Origin of the sequence: Mesorhizobium sp. M0998 (assembly GCF_040318885.1) — a bacterium.
Lineage (GTDB): Bacteria > Pseudomonadota > Alphaproteobacteria > Rhizobiales > Rhizobiaceae > Mesorhizobium.
Genome location: NZ_JAMYND010000024.1, coordinates 85,579 through 101,147 on the forward strand (window position 1 = coordinate 85,579; position 15,569 = coordinate 101,147).

Annotated in this window: 13 protein-coding genes; 11 read left to right on the forward strand and 2 right to left on the reverse strand. The window is 63.7% G+C overall.

Annotated elements, in window-relative coordinates; genetic code table 11:
• The first annotated feature begins 26 nt into the window (after positions 1-26).
• From NKH59_RS22025 to NKH59_RS22045, 5 genes are read left to right on the forward strand one after another with little or no spacing between them, the layout of a single operon-like run.
• On the forward strand, positions 27-1,085 hold the full coding sequence (locus NKH59_RS22025; protein ID WP_352539538.1) for a sugar ABC transporter substrate-binding protein: 1,059 nt from the start codon (positions 27-29) through the stop codon (positions 1,083-1,085).
• A gap of 56 nt (positions 1,086-1,141) precedes the next feature.
• Entirely contained in the window at positions 1,142-2,668 is a 1,527-nt protein-coding gene (locus NKH59_RS22030; protein ID WP_353023015.1) for a sugar ABC transporter ATP-binding protein, read from the forward strand.
• A 16-nt stretch (positions 2,669-2,684) separates the two neighbouring features.
• Positions 2,685-3,662 (forward strand): ABC transporter permease, encoded by a 978-nt coding sequence (locus tag NKH59_RS22035; protein ID WP_352539540.1) that lies wholly within the window; start codon positions 2,685-2,687, stop codon positions 3,660-3,662.
• Positions 3,659-4,534, forward strand: a complete 876-nt coding sequence (locus tag NKH59_RS22040; RefSeq protein WP_023721163.1) for a MurR/RpiR family transcriptional regulator — start codon at positions 3,659-3,661, stop codon at positions 4,532-4,534. The genes NKH59_RS22035 and NKH59_RS22040 overlap by 4 nt, the downstream gene beginning before the upstream one ends.
• Positions 4,535-4,565: 31 nt before the next feature.
• Positions 4,566-5,483: a ribokinase gene (locus tag NKH59_RS22045; protein ID WP_352539541.1), complete on the forward strand. Its 918-nt coding sequence runs from the start codon at positions 4,566-4,568 to the stop codon at positions 5,481-5,483.
• A 10-nt stretch (positions 5,484-5,493) separates the two neighbouring features.
• Here NKH59_RS22045 and NKH59_RS22050 read toward each other — a convergent pair whose 3' ends face one another.
• Positions 5,494-6,519 carry a LacI family DNA-binding transcriptional regulator gene (locus NKH59_RS22050; protein WP_352539542.1) on the reverse strand — a complete coding sequence of 342 codons (1,026 nt, stop codon included), beginning with the start codon at positions 6,517-6,519 and terminating at the stop codon, positions 5,494-5,496.
• Positions 6,520-6,715: 196 nt separating this feature from the next.
• Between NKH59_RS22050 and NKH59_RS22055 the strand changes: the two genes are divergently transcribed.
• From NKH59_RS22055 to NKH59_RS22080, 6 genes are all read left to right on the forward strand, one after another.
• The gene (locus NKH59_RS22055) at positions 6,716-7,750 is read left to right on the forward strand and encodes a Gfo/Idh/MocA family protein (RefSeq protein ID WP_352539543.1); all 1,035 of its coding nucleotides are present in this window, start codon (positions 6,716-6,718) and stop codon (positions 7,748-7,750) included.
• Complete coding sequence (locus NKH59_RS22060; protein WP_352539544.1) at positions 7,747-8,655, forward strand: sugar phosphate isomerase/epimerase family protein; 909 nt, start codon at positions 7,747-7,749, stop codon at positions 8,653-8,655. Before NKH59_RS22055 ends, NKH59_RS22060 begins: the two co-directional genes overlap by 4 nt.
• Before the next feature lie 165 nt (positions 8,656-8,820).
• A complete protein-coding gene (locus NKH59_RS22065; RefSeq protein ID WP_023676725.1) occupies positions 8,821-9,834 on the forward strand; it encodes a substrate-binding domain-containing protein in 1,014 nt (337 codons plus the stop codon).
• Between the two features lie 86 nt (positions 9,835-9,920).
• Entirely contained in the window at positions 9,921-10,718 is a 798-nt protein-coding gene (locus NKH59_RS22070) for an ATP-binding cassette domain-containing protein (RefSeq protein WP_352539545.1), read from the forward strand.
• Positions 10,715-11,764 carry an ABC transporter permease gene (locus NKH59_RS22075; protein ID WP_352450091.1) on the forward strand — a complete coding sequence of 350 codons (1,050 nt, stop codon included), beginning with the start codon at positions 10,715-10,717 and terminating at the stop codon, positions 11,762-11,764. Before NKH59_RS22070 ends, NKH59_RS22075 begins: the two co-directional genes overlap by 4 nt.
• Positions 11,765-12,023: 259 nt before the next feature.
• The gene (locus tag NKH59_RS22080) at positions 12,024-13,619 is read left to right on the forward strand and encodes a YecA family protein (protein ID WP_352539546.1); all 1,596 of its coding nucleotides are present in this window, start codon (positions 12,024-12,026) and stop codon (positions 13,617-13,619) included.
• A 33-nt stretch (positions 13,620-13,652) separates the two neighbouring features.
• Here NKH59_RS22080 and NKH59_RS22085 read toward each other — a convergent pair.
• Positions 13,653-15,569: ATP-dependent helicase (locus NKH59_RS22085; RefSeq protein ID WP_353023019.1), on the reverse strand; the 1,917-nt coding region annotated here is incomplete at its 5' end.

The following is a 15,569-nucleotide window of genomic DNA, read 5'->3' on the forward strand; positions in this document are numbered from 1 at the left end:
CCGTTTTTCAACAAGGGAGGAAGATCATGAAATTTCTACTTGCCACCGCTGCCGCTGCCCTGATGGCGCTGTCCATCGGCTCGGCTTTTTCCGCGGACCTCGCGCCGCTCAATTCCGACACCGAGAAGGATCGCATCGACTGGTCGCAGCTCGAGGCCAGGTTCGGTGCGTTCCCCAAGCTGCCCGAGGGTACCAAGGCGGGTGCGGTCTCCAAGACGCTGACCAATGAATACTGGCGCTCGCTGGGAGAGGGCTACAAGTCGTTCGGCGACCGCACCGGCGTGCCCGTCGTCTACCAGGCAGCGCAGAGCGAGGGCGACCAGCTCGGTCAGCTCACCATCGCCGAAGGCCTGGTCACACAGGGCTACAACGTGCTGCTCGTCTCGCCGCAGACCGACTCCAACCTGCAGCCGATCATGGAACAGGCCAAGGCGGCCAACGTGCCGGTGGTCAACGTCAACGACGCGGTCATCCCGCAGGCCGAGCATTATGTCGGTAATGTCCAGCGCGACAACGGCGTGCGCGTCGCCAAATGGTTCATCAAGAACCGGCCGGACGGCGGCAAGGTCGCCATCGTCGAAGGCCAGGCCGGCGTCTACGCCGCCGTCCAGCGCACCGATGGTTTCAAGACAACGATCACCGAGGCCGGCAAGTTCGACGTCGTCGCCAGCGTCCCCGGTAACTGGGATCGCCAGACCTCCTACGACGCGGCCACCAACATCCTGCAACAGCACCCCGATCTGATCGGCTTCTATGCCAACAATGACGGCATGGCGCTGGGCATCGTCGAGGCGGTCAAGGCTGCCGGGCTGCAGGACAAGGTTGCGGTCTTCGGCACCGACGGGATCTCCGACGCCTATGCCTCGATCCGCGCCGGCGAGCTGACCGGCACCGTCGATTCGTTCCCGGTGCTGACCGGCGAGGTGGCGCTGGAATCTGCGCTGCGGCTGGTGGCCGGGCAGAAGCTGCCGCGCGTCGTCGCCACGCCGCAGGCGCTGATCACCAAGGACAATGCCGACCGTTACTCTGGCGCCGGCGACGCCGTGCGCAAGGCGCTGCTCGAGGACGCGGCAGCGGGCCAGTAGAGCAGGGCCGGCAGGTGCCGGCCTTGGGTCGGCACCTTGCCTGGAGAACCGAAGCAATGTCAGCGCGGCTGCAATTCGAGGGCATTTCCAAAGAGTTTCCGGCTGTGCGGGCGCTGAGCGACGTGTCGTTTTCGGTCGGCGCCGGCGAGATCCATGGCCTGCTCGGTGAAAACGGCGCCGGCAAATCGACGCTGCTGCGCATACTGTCAGGCGTCTACCGACCGACGGCGGGAAGCGTGCTGATCGACGGCAAGCCGGTGACGCTGAACAATCCGGTCGCCGCACGCGCCGCGGGCGTGGCGATGATCCATCAGGAATTACAGCAGGTGCCACGCCTCAGCGTCGCCCAGAACATGTTCCTCGGCCATCCGTTGACGCGCGGCGGCGTCTTCGTCGCACGGCGCGAGCAGGAAAGCCGCGCTGCGGAAGCGCTGGCCGCCATCGACCCGACCATCGATCCGGCAGCCCCGCTTGGCTCGCTGAAGGTGGCGCAGCGGCAGATCGTCGAGATCGCCCGGGCGCTGCTCGACCGCGCCAGGATCGTGGCGATGGACGAGCCGACGTCGAGCCTCACGCCGAGCGAGTTCGAACGGCTGGCGGAAGTCATTGCCGGTCTGGCACGCGACGGTGTCGCCGTCATCTATGTCTCGCACAAGCTGGACGAGGTGTTCGGCATCTGCGAGCGCGCCACTGTCATGCGCGACGGCGTTGTGGTCGAAACCGTCGATCTCGCGCAGGTGTCGGAAAAGGCCGTCGTTTCGATGATGGTCGGCCGCGAGCTTGCCCAGGAACAACACCGCTCGCATGCTTCCCCCGAGATCAGGCTGAGCGTGCGTGGCCTCGCCTCGGCAACCAAGGTCCGTGACGTTTCGTTCGACCTGCATCACGGCGAGGTGTTGGGCATTGCCGGCCTGGTCGGGTCCGGCCGCACCGAACTGCTGCGGCTGCTGGCCGGCGCCGACCGGGCCTCATCAGGCGCAATAGAGATCGACGGCAAGGCGGTAAAGCTTTCCAGTCCGCGCGACGCCATCGCGGCCGGCATCGGCCTGGTGCCGGAGGAGCGCAAGCGCGAAGGCATCGTGCCGTTGCGGTCGATCTCCAGCAACATGGCGCTGGCCTCGATGGGCGTGTTCGCGCCGCGCGGCGTCATCGATCACAAAAGGCTGAAACGGGTCGCGGCCGAGAAGATGAAGCGGGTCAATCTCAGGCCGTTCCTGCTCGACCGGCCGATCTGCCTGTTCAGCGGCGGCAACCAGCAGAAAGCGATCATCGGCCGCTGGCTGGCGGCGGGAACGCGGATCCTTCTGTTCGACGAGCCGACGCGCGGCATCGATGTCGGCGCCAAGGCGGAGATCTACCACCTGATCGAGGAACTCGCCGCCGAAGGCCATTCGGTAATCGTCGTGTCGTCAGAACTCCCCGAGGTGATCCGGGTCGCCGACCGCGTGCTGGTCATGCGCGACGGCACGGTCGCCGCCGAACTGGACCGCGCAAGTCTCAGCGAACACGCGATCGCCGCGCACGCCATACCCCAAACGGAGATTGAGACCGGCAAGGCGCAAGGCCATCGGGCCGGTGCATAACGGACAGGACCAGCGGATGACCGATATAGCCCAACACACAGCAGCGCGCCCAAGGGCAGATTTCCTGCACCGGTTTTCCGTGCGCGACGCCGGCACGCTGATCGGCCTGGTGGTGATCCTTGCCGTCTTCGGGGCGCTGGTCCCCGGCTTCTTTGCCGAGCGCAACCTGATCAACATCCTGCAGCAGTCGAGCATCAATGCCTGCCTGGCGTTGGGCATGACGCTGGTCATCATCTCGGGCGGCATCGACCTGTCCGTCGGGCCGACGGCAGCGCTTTCGGCGGTCATCTCGGCCTCGATGCTGGTTGCCGGTGTGCCGTTTCCGCTGGCCATCGCCGCCGGCTTCGCCATCGGCCTTGCCTGCGGACTGCTCAACGGCGTGCTGGTCGCCTATGTCGGGCTGCAGCCCTTCATCGTCACGCTGGGAACGCTCAGCACCTACCGGGCGCTGGCGCTGATCTATACCGGCGGCAATCCGGTGCTCGGCCTGCCTGCCGGCTTCCGTGCCATCTTCAATGGCTCGCTGTTCGGATTGCCGTTGGCGGTCATCATCGTGGCCGTGGTCGCGCTGATTGCCTGGATCATCCTCAAGAAGACGCCGTTTGGCGAATTTCTGCTCGCCGTCGGCGGCAATGAGGAGGCGGCCTACATAGCCGGCGTGCCGATCGCCCGCACCAAGATCGCCGCCTATATGATCTCGGGCCTGCTGGCAGCGCTTGCAGCGCAGATCCTGATCGGCCGGCTGGGTGCGGCCGAACCCATTCTGGGCAATCTCTGGGAGCTCGACGCCATAGCAGCGGCGGCGATCGGCGGCGCCTCGCTGATGGGCGGCAAGGGCAGCGTCGTCGGCACCATCCTGGGTGCCATCATCCTTGGCAGCATGCGCAACGGCCTGACGCTGATGAACGTGCAGTCCTTCTATCAGCTCCTGGCAACTGGCCTTATAATCCTCGCCGCGATGCTTATCGATCGCGTGACGAGGGGACGTGGATGACCTTGACCGGGCTGGACCTGAAAGCAGTAGGACCGCGCATTCGCATGATGATGCCGCATCTGACGCCGCTCGAGGCGAAGGTGGTTGAAACGGTCTTCGGACGGCGCGGCTTCGACGAGACCATACCGCTCAAGCAGATCGCCGAGGAGGCCGGTGTCTCGGAGGCGATGGTGGTCAAGATCGCCAAGAAGCTGGGTTTTTCCGGCTATCGCGACTTTCGCACGGCGGTCTATGAATACAGCCGCCTGCCGACCGCCGAGATGCATCAGGAGCTGTCGGTGGACGACAGTTCGGCCGAGATCGTGCAGAAGGTGTTCCGCACCTCCATCCAGGCGCTGGAGGAGACGCTCGCCATCCTCGACATGGACGATTTCGACCGTGCCGCCGATCTGCTTTACCGCGCCAGGAATCGCGATTTCTACGGCGTCGGCGGCTCGGCGCAGATCGCACGCGACGTCTCGCATAAATTCCTGCGCATCGGCATCCGCACCTCTGTCTACGACGATTCGCACATGATGTTGATGTCGGCCTCGCTGCTCGGCGCCGACGACATCGCCGTCGGCTTCTCGCATTCAGGCAACACGAGCGCTGTTATCGACGCCATCCAACTTGCGCGCAAAAGCGGCGCGCGCACGCTGGCCATCACCAACTATGACAACTCGCCATTGGCAGCCGTCGCCGACATCGTGCTTTGCTCGACCGCCCAAGGCTCGCCGTTGATGGGTGAGAACGCAGCCGCGCGCATTGCCCAGCTCAACATTCTCGACGCGCTGTTCGTCGCGGTCGCGCAACGCGACTACCAGGCGGCGGAGCGCAATCTCGGCCGCACCATGTCTGCCGTGACGTCGAAACGGAAAGACAAGAACTCATGAAAGGCAAGCGGCTCATGAAGGTGTGGGGCACATGACGGCTCCTCGGCCGCTGGTGACCGTATTCGGCAGCCTGCATTACGATATCATGGTCGAAGCCCCCAATCGCCCGCGCAAGGGCGAAACGGTCACCGGCCATGCCTGGCATCCGAAATGCGGCGGCAAGGGCAGCAACCAGGCGGTGTCGGCAGCGCGGGCCGGCGTGCGTGCGGCGATGATCGGAGCTGTCGGCGACGATGATTTCGGCCGCGCGCTTCTCGACAATCTCGATCGCAACGGCGTCGACCAGCGCTTCGTGGGAGTGGCTTCGGGCGCCGGCTCGGGCATGAGCGTAGCGATTTTCGACGACAGCGGCGACTATGGCGCGGTGATCGTCTCGGGCAGCAATCTCACTCTCGGCGAAAAGGACATTATTGAGGCGGCCGAGTTGATCGCGCAAACGGCGGTTCTGCTGCTGCAAAACGAGGTACCGGAAGCCGCCAACATTGCCGCGGCGCGAGCGGTGAAGGCGCATGGCGGCCGCGTCGTTCTCAATGCGGCGCCGGCGCGAAAGCTGACAGCCGAACTGATCGCGCTGACCGACATCGTCATCGTCAACGCCATCGAGGCGGAGTTCCTGGCCGGCGTTTCGGTCGTCGACACGCTCGAGGGTGCTACGAAGGCGGCTGGCATGCTCGTCGGTTTCTATCCGGCTGCAATCGTCACGGCCGGCGGCGAGGGCGTTGCCTATCGCGACCGCGACGGCCAGGCATTCGCCTTGCCGGCGATGCCGGTGGAGGTGGTCAGCACCCACGGTGCCGGTGATGAATTCGTCGGCGCCTTTGCGGCGTGGCTTGCGCGTGGAGAGCCCGTCGAGGCGGCACTTGGCGCCGCCAACGCCGCCGCTGCCTCGCTGGTCGCAACGCCGGAGCGCGAGCGCGGGGGTCTTGATCAATCTGAGCCTGCTCAGTGAGCGCCGCGATTCAATCGCTGTCGCGCGCGATCAGTTCCAGCGGCCAGACTTCACGGATGATGCGTGCGCCTTCGGCGCCGGCGTAAGCCGGGATCGATGCCAGCAGCATTTCGGCCAACCGCTCGCCCATCGGCTCGAGCGCCGGGCGGAAGCCGGTCAGCGCCGGGGAAAAATAGCGGCAGAGCGGGGTGTCGACGATGACGATCACCGCAACGTCGTGGCCGGGCCTGATGCCCGCCTCGGCCAGAGCCTTGCAGCCGCCAAGCGCCATCGCGTCGTTGTTGAAGATGATGGCCGTCGGCGGGTCCTTGGAGTGCATGACCTTCGGCGTCACGGCGTAGCCGCCGGCCTCGTTGATGAAGCCGTCGGCGATCAACTCGGGGTCGAACTCGATGCCGTGCCGCCGCAACGCCTTGCGATAGCCGGCGAGGAACAGATAGCCGAAATTGAGGTCGAGCGACGGGCGGATGGCGGCGATGCGGCGGTGACCGCGCGCGACGAGACGATCGACCGCGTCAGCCCCGGCTTTTTCGAAATCGAGGTCGAGCGAGGGATAGGAATCGCCGCCGGAGCGGCTGCGGCCGAGCGTCGCGAACGGGAAACCAGCCTGGGTCAGATAGTCGATGCGCTCGTCCTCGCGCCGCGTCCAGGCCAGCACTACGGCATCCGCCCTGCGGGTCTCGACGACACGGCGCAGGCGCTCCTGCTGATAGTCGCCCGGCGCGCCCATCACTACGATCAGGTCAAGGCCGCTTTCGGCGAGCTTGGCCTGCAACCCGGTCAGGAACGGAATGAAGAACGGCTCGCCATATTCCTGGTCGCCCGGATGCGGCTGCAGCATGAAGGCGATCGAATGGGTGGCGCCGCGCCGCAGGCTGCGGCCGGACTGGTTCGGTGAATAGTTCAGCTTCTTGGCCGCATCGAGCACGCGCTGGCGCGTGTCGGCATTGACGTCGGCGCGGCCGTTGAGCGCGCGCGACACCGTGCCGATGGAAATATTCAGGTGACGTGCAAGGTCGTGAATACTGGACGCCAAAGGACAGTTCTCCCCCTTGCTTGGCTAGCACCGGCTGCTCTCCGGGCCAAGCCGACGCCACGATTTTTCACAGCCGGCCAATTGACATTCTACGCCATCGGGTGTGTTCTCGTAAACGTTTACGGAAGAACGTTTGCGGCTCTGCCGTGAACGCCGTGACGATCGGTCTGGAGGGGCCGAGAGGGAGGAGTGCTGGATGATCAATGTCGTCCTGGTCGGCTGCGGAGCGATGAGCAAGGCGTGGCTCGATGCGGCCAAGCAGATCGACGAGCTCGCCATTGTCGGCCTGGTCGATATCGACGCCGAAAGGGCGCGGGCAAGGGCGCGCGAATACGAGCTTTCGAGCGCCGTCATCGGAACCGAGCTCGACGCCGTGCTCGACCAGACCAGGCCCGACGCGGTATTCGACGTCGTGGTTCCCGCCGCCCGCCGCGAGGTCGCGCTTTCCGCCTTTGCCCACCATTGCCATCTCTTGACCGAAAAGCCGCTGGCCGACAGCCCGGACAATGCGCGTGCCATTGTCGAGGCGGCCCGCAGCGCCGGCCGCATCCATGCCGTCGTGCAGAACCGCCGCTATGTCGCCAATGTCAGGCGCATCCGGCGCTTTCTCGATTCCGGCGCCATTGGTGCGCCAACCAGCATCCACGCCGATTTCTTCGTTGCGCCGCATTTCGGCGGTTTTCGCGAAGAGATGCGCCATGTGCTGCTGCTCGATATGGCGATCCACACATTCGATGCAGCCCGCTACATGGTGGCCGGCGAACCGGCCGGCGTCTATTGCCAGGAGTGGGAGCCGGTCAATTCCTGGTATCGGCAAGGGTCGTCGGCAACCGCAAGCTTCGACCTCGGCGGCGGCAAGCTGTTCACCTATGCCGGCAGCTGGTGCGCGGCCGGCTTCCGTACCAGCTGGGACAGTACATGGCGGATCGTCGCCGAGCGCGGCAGCATTGTCTGGGACGGCGCGGACGGGTTGAAGGCGGAAGTCGTGCGGCCGGTCCGTGAAGGCCTGTTCGACCGCACCGAATCGATAGCCGTGCCGCCGCTCGACCCGGCAGATCGCGTCGGCGGCCATCTCGGCATCATCCAGGATTTCGTCCGCGCCGTCGAGACCGGCACCGAGCCGGAGACGCGCGGCGCCGACAACATCAAGAGCCTGGCCATGGTTTTCGCTGCGATCGAGAGCGCCGAGACCGGGCGCCGGGTCGCTATCGCTCAACAGGAGGGATCATGATGCCAACCCCGCTGCTCGACATCAGGATCGGCACAATGGTGCGGGCCAATCTCGACGACCCGGCCGCCTATGTCAGGCAGATCCTGCCGCTCGGCTTCGAGAGCATCCAGCCGTTCTTCTGGCAGACGCTGGGCGGCAAGGACATTCCACGGCTGGCAGGCGAGATCCGCGAGGCGATCGGCGATGCCGATGTCGTCGTCTCGTCAATCGGCGTGTTCGGCAACCCGCTGGAGAGCGGTGAAGTCGATCGCGGCGTGCTCGAGGCGTGGGAAACGATCATCGACAACGCGCATCTGTTCGGCACCAATGTGGTCAGCGGCTTTACCGGCCGCATCCGCGGCAAGCCGCTGCCCGACAGCCTGCCGCGCTTCCGCGAGGTCTGGGGGAAGCTGGCAAAGCGGGCCGCCGACAAGGGCGTGCGCATCGCGTTCGAGAATTGCGCCATGGACGGCAACTGGGCCAGCGGCGACTGGAACATCGCCCACAATCCGGACGCCTGGGAGCTGATGTTCAACGAATTGCCGGACGACAATCTCGGCCTGGAGTGGGAGCCCTGCCACCAGCTGGTCTATCTGATCGATCCGATCCCGCAGATCCGCAAATGGGCGCCGCGTATCTTCCACGTCCACGGCAAGGACGCGACGGTGCGCTGGGACGTGATCCGCGAACATGGCGTGTTCGGCCGCCTGCCGTTCGTGCAGATGCGCACCCCTGGCTTCGGCGATAGCGACTGGACGCGGGTGATCAGCGAGCTGCGGCTGGCCGGCTACAAGGGCGCCATCGACATTGAGGGCTGGCACGACCCGGTCTATCGCGGCGATCTCGAGATCACCGGCCAGGCGCGGGCACTGGATTATCTCCAACAATGCCGGGGAGGCGCGAGCTACCTGCCGAACCCGGTGTGAGGCTAATGCATGTCGCGCAAAAGTGCCCAGCGGTTTTGCGATAACGACATGCATAAAAACAGGACAAGCCGACGGGAGGTGCCGGCCAGCGAAAGATTGCGGCGCAATGCCGAAGCGATCGTCGAAACCCCTCGGCTAGCGAGGGAACAAAGGGAGGATAAGTGCATGAGCATTACGATGAGAAGGACAGTTCTGCGCTCGACCGTCGCGGCAGCCGCGATGGCGCTCGCCGCCGCACTCTCGACCTTGCCGGCGCAGGCGCTCGATGCCCAGTGGTGTAAGGATGTCCATATCCGTTTCTTCGTCGGCGGCGCCGAGGGCGATGCCTTCGGCACAATCGTCTATAATGGCGCGAAGCAGGCCGCGGCCGATCTCGGGCCGAAGGTCGACTACATCTTTTCCCAGTGGGATGTCGAGAAGATGGTGCAGCAATTGCGCGAGGCTGTCGCGGTCAAGCCCCAAGGCATCGCCATGATGGGCCACCCCGGCGACGCCGCGATCATGCCGCTGGCCGAACAGGCACACAAGGACGGCATCAAGATGATGTATCAGAACGTGCCGGTGCCGACGGTCACGGCGGCGTTCGGCGGCGGCTATGTCGGTGCCCAGCAGGAGCAGCAGGGCCGCGCGCTCGGCGCCGAGGCGGTCAAGCTGGCCGGGCTCAAGGCCGGCGACAAGGCAATCATGATCGGCCCGTTCGAGAACGAGAGCCGCGGCGCGCGAGAACGCGGCACTGTCGCTGCCCTCAAGGAAGCGGGTGTCGAGGTCATACAGCTCTCCTCGCCGCCGAGCGGCGAATGGGCTTCCGACCCAAATCTGGCCCTTCCGGTGATCACCGCGGCACTGCTCAACAATCCCGACGTCAAGGCGGTTGGCTATCCCGGCGGCCAGATGCTGGGCAATGTGCCCACCTATATGCAGGCGGCGGGCAGGAAGCCGGGCGATATCTTCAACTTCGGCTTCGACACCAGCCCGCAGATCGTCGAGGGCTTCAAGGGCGGCTGGGTGCAGCTGACGGCCGACCAGCAGCCGTTCCTGCAAGGCTATCTGCCGATCCTCAGCCTCTGCCAGCAGGTTGTGCTAGGTCTCGCACCGATGAATGTCGACACCGGCGCCGGCTTCGTCACGCCGCAGAATTACGAGATCGTCGCCGAGCTCGCCAAGCAGGCGCTGCGCTGACCTCCCAAGCCGCCGGCCGGGATCGAGCCCGGCCGGCGGGACCGCCGGCGAAAAGGCCGGCACGCGACAATCAAGCGAGGATCGCCATGGCCGAACGCATCATCGAACTGCGCGACATCACCAAGTCCTACGGCCAGGTCTATGCGCTGGGCGGGGTCAATCTCAGCGTCGATCGCGGCGAGGTGGTCGGCCTGATCGGCGACAATGGCGCCGGCAAGTCGACGCTGATCAAGATCCTGTCCGGCGTGGTCAAACCGACCAGCGGCGAGATTCTCGTCCGCGGCAAGCCGGTGACCGGATGGAGCCCTGCGCGCTCGCGCGACGCCGGTATCGAAACGGTGTTCCAGGACCGGGCGCTCGCCGTGCAGCAGACGATCGTACGCAATATCTTCATGGGCCGCGAACTCACCGGCTGGCTTGGCTGGCTGAAGGTCAACAAGGAGATCGCGGAGGCGAGCCGGCTGATGCGCGAGATCGGCTTCACCTCGAAAGTGTTCACGCCACAGTCGATCGTCGGCCAGCTCTCGGGCGGCGAACGGCAGGGCGTGGCGATCGCGCGGGCCATCTATAAGAAGGCGGAGCTGATTGTCCTCGACGAACCGACGACCGCGCTATCGCTGACCGAGACCGCCAAGGTCTTCCACTTCGTGCGCCAGGTGCGGGCGAGCGGTCGCTCGATCCTGTTCATCGGCCACAACATCCACCACGTCTTCGATATCGCCGATCGCTTCGTGGTGCTGGATCGCGGCAAGGTCGCGCTCAGCGCCGACCGCAGCGAGGTCAAATCGGCCGAAGACCTGATCAATTTCATGGAAGACGTCGCCCACCCCAGCGGATTGCCGGGGTTGCACGACGCGGGCGATGCGGGGAGGGCGGCACGATGAGCAAGACCATGGAACCCGATCTGCAGAGCCCCCTCGGCGGCACGCATAATGAGGCCGCCGGGAAAGAGTGGAGACACCCGTCCGACAATTGGCTGCGCGGGTTCATCCTCGACAACCGCGCCGCGCTCGGCACGCTTGCCGTGTTCATCGTCATGATGGCGGTGTTCATGATCGCCAACCCGATCGTCTTCACCACCTGGTATCTCTACAGCTCCGTACTCACCACGCTGCCGGTAGCGCTGTTCGTGGTGGTGCCGCTGGTCTTCGTCGTCACCTGCGGCGAGATCGACCTGTCGTTTCCGGCGACGATGGGCTTTGCCTCCTGGGTGTTTGCGCTGGTCGTGCAGGCCGGCTACGACCCGTTCCTCGGCATCGCCGCCGCAATCGTCACCGGCATGCTGCTCGGCTTCCTGGTCGGGTCGCTGGTCGTCTATGGCGGGCTGTCGTCGCTGATCGCCACGCTCGGCATGAATTTCCTGCTGCGCGGCCTGATCCAGATCATCAACGAGGGCAGGTCGACGGCACTGACCGGTCTTGCCGACAGCTGGGCCTACAAGATCTTCTCCAGCCAGCTTTATGGCATTCCGGTGCAGATCTTCTGGGCCATCGGCTTCGTCGTGCTGTCGGCGCTGCTTTACAACCGCCATCGCTTCGGCGCGCAGGTCAAGGTGGTCGGCGACAATCCAGACAGCGCCCAGCAGATGGGTATCGACGTCAAGCGCGTCAGGGTGAAGGTGTTCGTCTTCGTCGGTATCGGCGCGGCGATCGCCGGCACCTTTTCGGTGATGATCAACTTCACCTGGTGGCCGACGGCGGGCGACGGATACCTGCTGCCGGTGCTGGCATCGGTGTTCGTCGGCGGCACCCCGACCTGGGGCGGCATCGGCACGGTTGTCGGCGGCGCGATCGGCGCGGTCACGGTCTCGTTCATCCAGACCGGCGTCGTCGCGGCAGGCCTGAGCGGCTTCTATGTCCAGTTCTTCAACGGCCTGATCATCATCCTGTCGCTGCTCGGCCATAAGTGGAACCAGGCGCGGTATCGGTGAAGGGCAAGGCTATTACGTGAAGCTGATTTTATGATCGGGCATGGCCGATTGCGCAACAATGTCCTTGATACGCTAACCGCGTACCCTGACCGTTGCCTGGTATGGCAGGTTTATCAGGCCACGATGACCTGAGACTCGAAGGACTAATCACGTTCGCGATGTTGGCGCAGTAACGTATACAGTCGCGAACACAGTTTAATGGGCAGCGCCCATCGGCAACTTCTATGGCTTTCTCATCGTGGTGCGGATATATAACCCCATGACGAAGATTGGCAGGAATCAACCGTGTCCTTGTGGGAGCGGGCTCAAATACAAGAAATGCCACAGCGCCTTCGTCGCCGACCTTGCTCCCAGGAAGACGCGCCTCGACTCACACGAGGCCGACGAGAAGATTCGTCAGTCTCAGCAAGGGCTGGGCCGACCTATCGTAGGCGCACGGATGGATGGCTACCAGATTGTGGCAGTGGGAAACACTATTCACTGGTCAAAGAAATGGAAAACGTTTCCCGATTTTCTTCACGATTATATCAAACGGAAGATCGGCCCGGAATGGGGCAATGCAGAGATCGTTAAGCCGTTCGAATTCCGCCACCCGCTCATGCAGTGGTACGATGTTTATGCCAAATACCAAGCGCAGATGTTTAAACAGGACGGGGAGGTCCATAGTTCCGAGGTGACCGGTGTCGTCGCTGCATATCTAGGCACGGCGTACGCACTTTACCTTCTTGATCACAACGCTGAACTGCAAGCGCGGTTCATCAACCGTCTGAAGGATATCGGCAACTTCCAAGGTGCGTATTACGAATTGATCGTCGCCAGCATCTTGATCCGCGCCGGCTTCGCTCTGACGTTGGAGGACGAGGGTGATGGCGCGGTCAAACATTGTGAGTTCGCTGCGGTTTCTGAGACGACTGGCAAACGCTATTGGGTTGAAGCAAAGATGCGATCTGTGGCCGGGCAACTTGGTCGCACTGCGGCCGATGGCGGTAAAGATGGCAAACTGCTGGCTAAGCTCATTCCGCATTTGAATGCTGCTTTGGCCAAACCAGCACAGGATGAGCGCCTCATTTTTATTGATCTCAATACCCCTCTGCTGCTCGTCAAAGACGGAAAACCTGATTGGCTTGAACCGGCCATGGATCGGCTTTCAAAATATGAACAGACCACGCTTGCTTCCGGCGTTACGGCGTATGTCTTTGTGACGAATATGGCGTTCCACCGTCAACTCGAAGTGGCTCCGTCCATCGCAGCGTGGCCATTCGGCCTTGGTATGCCGGAATTCAATCGTCCGGGTATGGTTAGCGTTAGCGAGGCATACCGGAGAAAGCGAAACCACATTGATGCTTACCGTATTGGGGAGTCGATCGAAAAATACCTCAGGTTCCCGGCCACCTTCGATGGAAAGGTGCCTTCAGAGGCGTTTGGGCAGACGAGCGCGCGCCTGAAAATTGGCGAAGCCTATTTGTTCGAAGATATTGGAGAAGGCGGGACTTTAGGAACAGTCACGAGTGTGGCTGTCGACGAGCAAAAAAAGGAAATGTTTGTCGGCGTCACGAAGAACCAAAACAAATCAGTTATCCTCAAATCGTCGATGTCAGATGCGGAGTTGGCTGAGTATCGTGAATTTGGCGATGCATATTTTGGGCAAGTTTCACCACAGCCTCGCCGGCCAAAGGACAATTTTCAGATGTTCGAATGGCTAATGGAGGTGAACAAAAATCGTACGAAAGCTAACATGCTGGCCTTCTTTGCGGGTGCGCCAAGGCTCGCCGAATATGAAGCCATGAGCGATGACGATCTGCGCTTGGTGTATTGTGAAGCGCACATTGCTGCTATTAATGAAAAGTCCCAGTAGCAAACTTATAACGGTACTAGATCATAGGCGGCCTCACACCCCGGTGACAAACCCGTCCAGCACGCGTTTCTGGCCGGCCTTGTCGAAGTCGATGGTCAGCTTGTTGCCTTCGATGGCCGAGATGTTGCCGTTGCCGAATTTCTGGTGGAAGACGCGGTCGCCGACGCTGAAGGGGGACGGCGTGTCGGCGACGGATTTGGCGACCAGCTCGCCGTCGATGGTGCGGCCCTTGACCGAGGTGCGGCCGGCGCCGTAGCCGGAGTCGGTTTCGCCATAGCCGATGCGCTCGACCTGGTGACCGGAGCGCGTGCCCCAATTGCGGTCGGTCGCCTCGGTGCGGTTGGCCTGAGCGCGCTGCCAGCCCGGTGTCGCATAGGTGCTGGAGAAAGCGCCGGATTTTTCGGCGCCGTTATTGCCGCCGATGTTGTCGAAGCGCGATGCCCCATAAGGGTTCTGCCTGCCTGCACCTTGGCCTCCACGACCGGAGGCGAACGAGCCGCCGCCATAGGCATTGCCGTAGCCGCCGTAGGAGTTGCCGCTCTCGGAAACTTCGACATGGGCTTCCGGCAGCTCGTCAAGGAAGCGCGACGGGATGGTCGATTGCCAGAGGCCGTGGATGCGGCGGTTGGAGACGAACCAGATGTGCAGGTTCTTCTTGGCGCGGGTCAGCCCGACATAGGCGAGGCGGCGTTCCTCCTCCAGCCCTGAGCGGCCGCCCTCGTCGAGCGAGCGTTGGTGCGGGAACAGGCCTTCTTCCCAGCCGGGCAGGAACACGGTTTCGAATTCGAGGCCCTTGGCCGAATGCAGCGTCATGATGTTGACCGCGTCGAGCTCGGCGTTCTGCTCGGCGTCCATCACCAGCGCGACATGTTCGAGGAAGGAGCGCAGCGATTCGTACTCCTCCATGGAGCGGATCAGTTCTTTTAAGTTCTCGAGCCGGCCGGGCGCTTCGATCGAACGGTCGTTCTTCCACATGTCGGTGTAGCCGCTCTCCTCCAGAATGGTCTCGGCGAGCTCGGCGTGCGGCGTGGTTTCGAGAGCCTTTTGCCAGCGTTCGAAATTGGCCGATACCTCGCGCAGCGCGGCGCGCGGCTTCGGCTTCAGCTCGTCGCTTTCGGCGAGTTTTGCCGCCGCCTCCAGCATCGGGATGCGCAGCGCCCGTGCGGTGTCGTGGATCTGGCGGATGGTGGCCTCGCCAAGGCCGCGCTTCGGCACGTTGACGATGCGCTCGAAGGCGAGGTCGTCGGCGCCTTGTGCGACGACGCGAAGGAAAGCCAGCGCATCGCGGATTTCGAGGCGCTCGTAGAAGCGCGGGCCGCCGATGACGCGGTAGTTGAGGCCGAGCGTGACGAAGCGGTCCTCGAATTCGCGCATCTGGAAGGACGCGCGGACGAGGATCGCCATGTCGTTGAGATTGTGCTTCTGGCGCTGATAAGCCTCGATCGTCTCGCCGACGGCGCGGGCCTCCTCTTCGGAATCCCAGGCGGCGTGGACATGCACCTTCTCGTCGTCCTCGGCGATCTTTTCGGTGAACAGCGTCTTGCCGAAGCGGCCCTCATTGTGGGCGATGAGGTGGGAGGCGGTGCCGAGGATGTGCGCGGTCGAGCGATAGTTGCGCTCCAGCCGGATGATGGTGGCGCCGGGAAAATCCTTGTCGAAGCGCAGTATGTTGTCGACCTCGGCGCCGCGCCAGCCATAGATCGACTGGTCGTCGTCGCCGACGCAGCAGATATTTACGGTGGACAGGCGCGGGCTTCCCTCCCCCTTGAGGGGAGGGTGGCCGGGCGAAGCCCGGTGGGGTGGGGTCCGTGCGGCAGTGCTTGACCTACCGGCGGCAGTGCTCGACGCTCTAGCGGTGCCTTCGGCGGCAACCCCCTCCACCCGCTGCGAGGGCACCTCACCCTCACGGGGGGAGGATTGCCGCCGCTGTGCCAGCAGCCGCAGCCACAT

Bases quoted from the DNA above. Each gene is read 5' to 3' on its own strand.
- NKH59_RS22055 (WP_352539543.1), top strand. From the start codon at position 6,716: ATGATCAATGTCGTCCTGGTCGGCTGCGGAGCGATGAGCAAGGCGTGG.
- NKH59_RS22035 (WP_352539540.1), top strand. From the start codon at position 2,685: ATGACCGATATAGCCCAACACACAGCAGCGCGCCCAAGGGCAGATTTC.
- NKH59_RS22080 (WP_352539546.1), top strand. From the start codon at position 12,024: ATGACGAAGATTGGCAGGAATCAACCGTGTCCTTGTGGGAGCGGGCTC.
- NKH59_RS22070 (WP_352539545.1), top strand. From the start codon at position 9,921: ATGGCCGAACGCATCATCGAACTGCGCGACATCACCAAGTCCTACGGC.
- NKH59_RS22040 (WP_023721163.1), top strand. From the start codon at position 3,659: ATGACCTTGACCGGGCTGGACCTGAAAGCAGTAGGACCGCGCATTCGC.
- NKH59_RS22060 (WP_352539544.1), top strand. From the start codon at position 7,747: ATGATGCCAACCCCGCTGCTCGACATCAGGATCGGCACAATGGTGCGG.
- NKH59_RS22025 (WP_352539538.1), top strand. From the start codon at position 27: ATGAAATTTCTACTTGCCACCGCTGCCGCTGCCCTGATGGCGCTGTCC.
- NKH59_RS22045 (WP_352539541.1), top strand. From the start codon at position 4,566: ATGACGGCTCCTCGGCCGCTGGTGACCGTATTCGGCAGCCTGCATTAC.
- NKH59_RS22030 (WP_353023015.1), top strand. From the start codon at position 1,142: ATGTCAGCGCGGCTGCAATTCGAGGGCATTTCCAAAGAGTTTCCGGCT.
- NKH59_RS22075 (WP_352450091.1), top strand. From the start codon at position 10,715: ATGAGCAAGACCATGGAACCCGATCTGCAGAGCCCCCTCGGCGGCACG.
- NKH59_RS22065 (WP_023676725.1), top strand. From the start codon at position 8,821: ATGAGCATTACGATGAGAAGGACAGTTCTGCGCTCGACCGTCGCGGCA.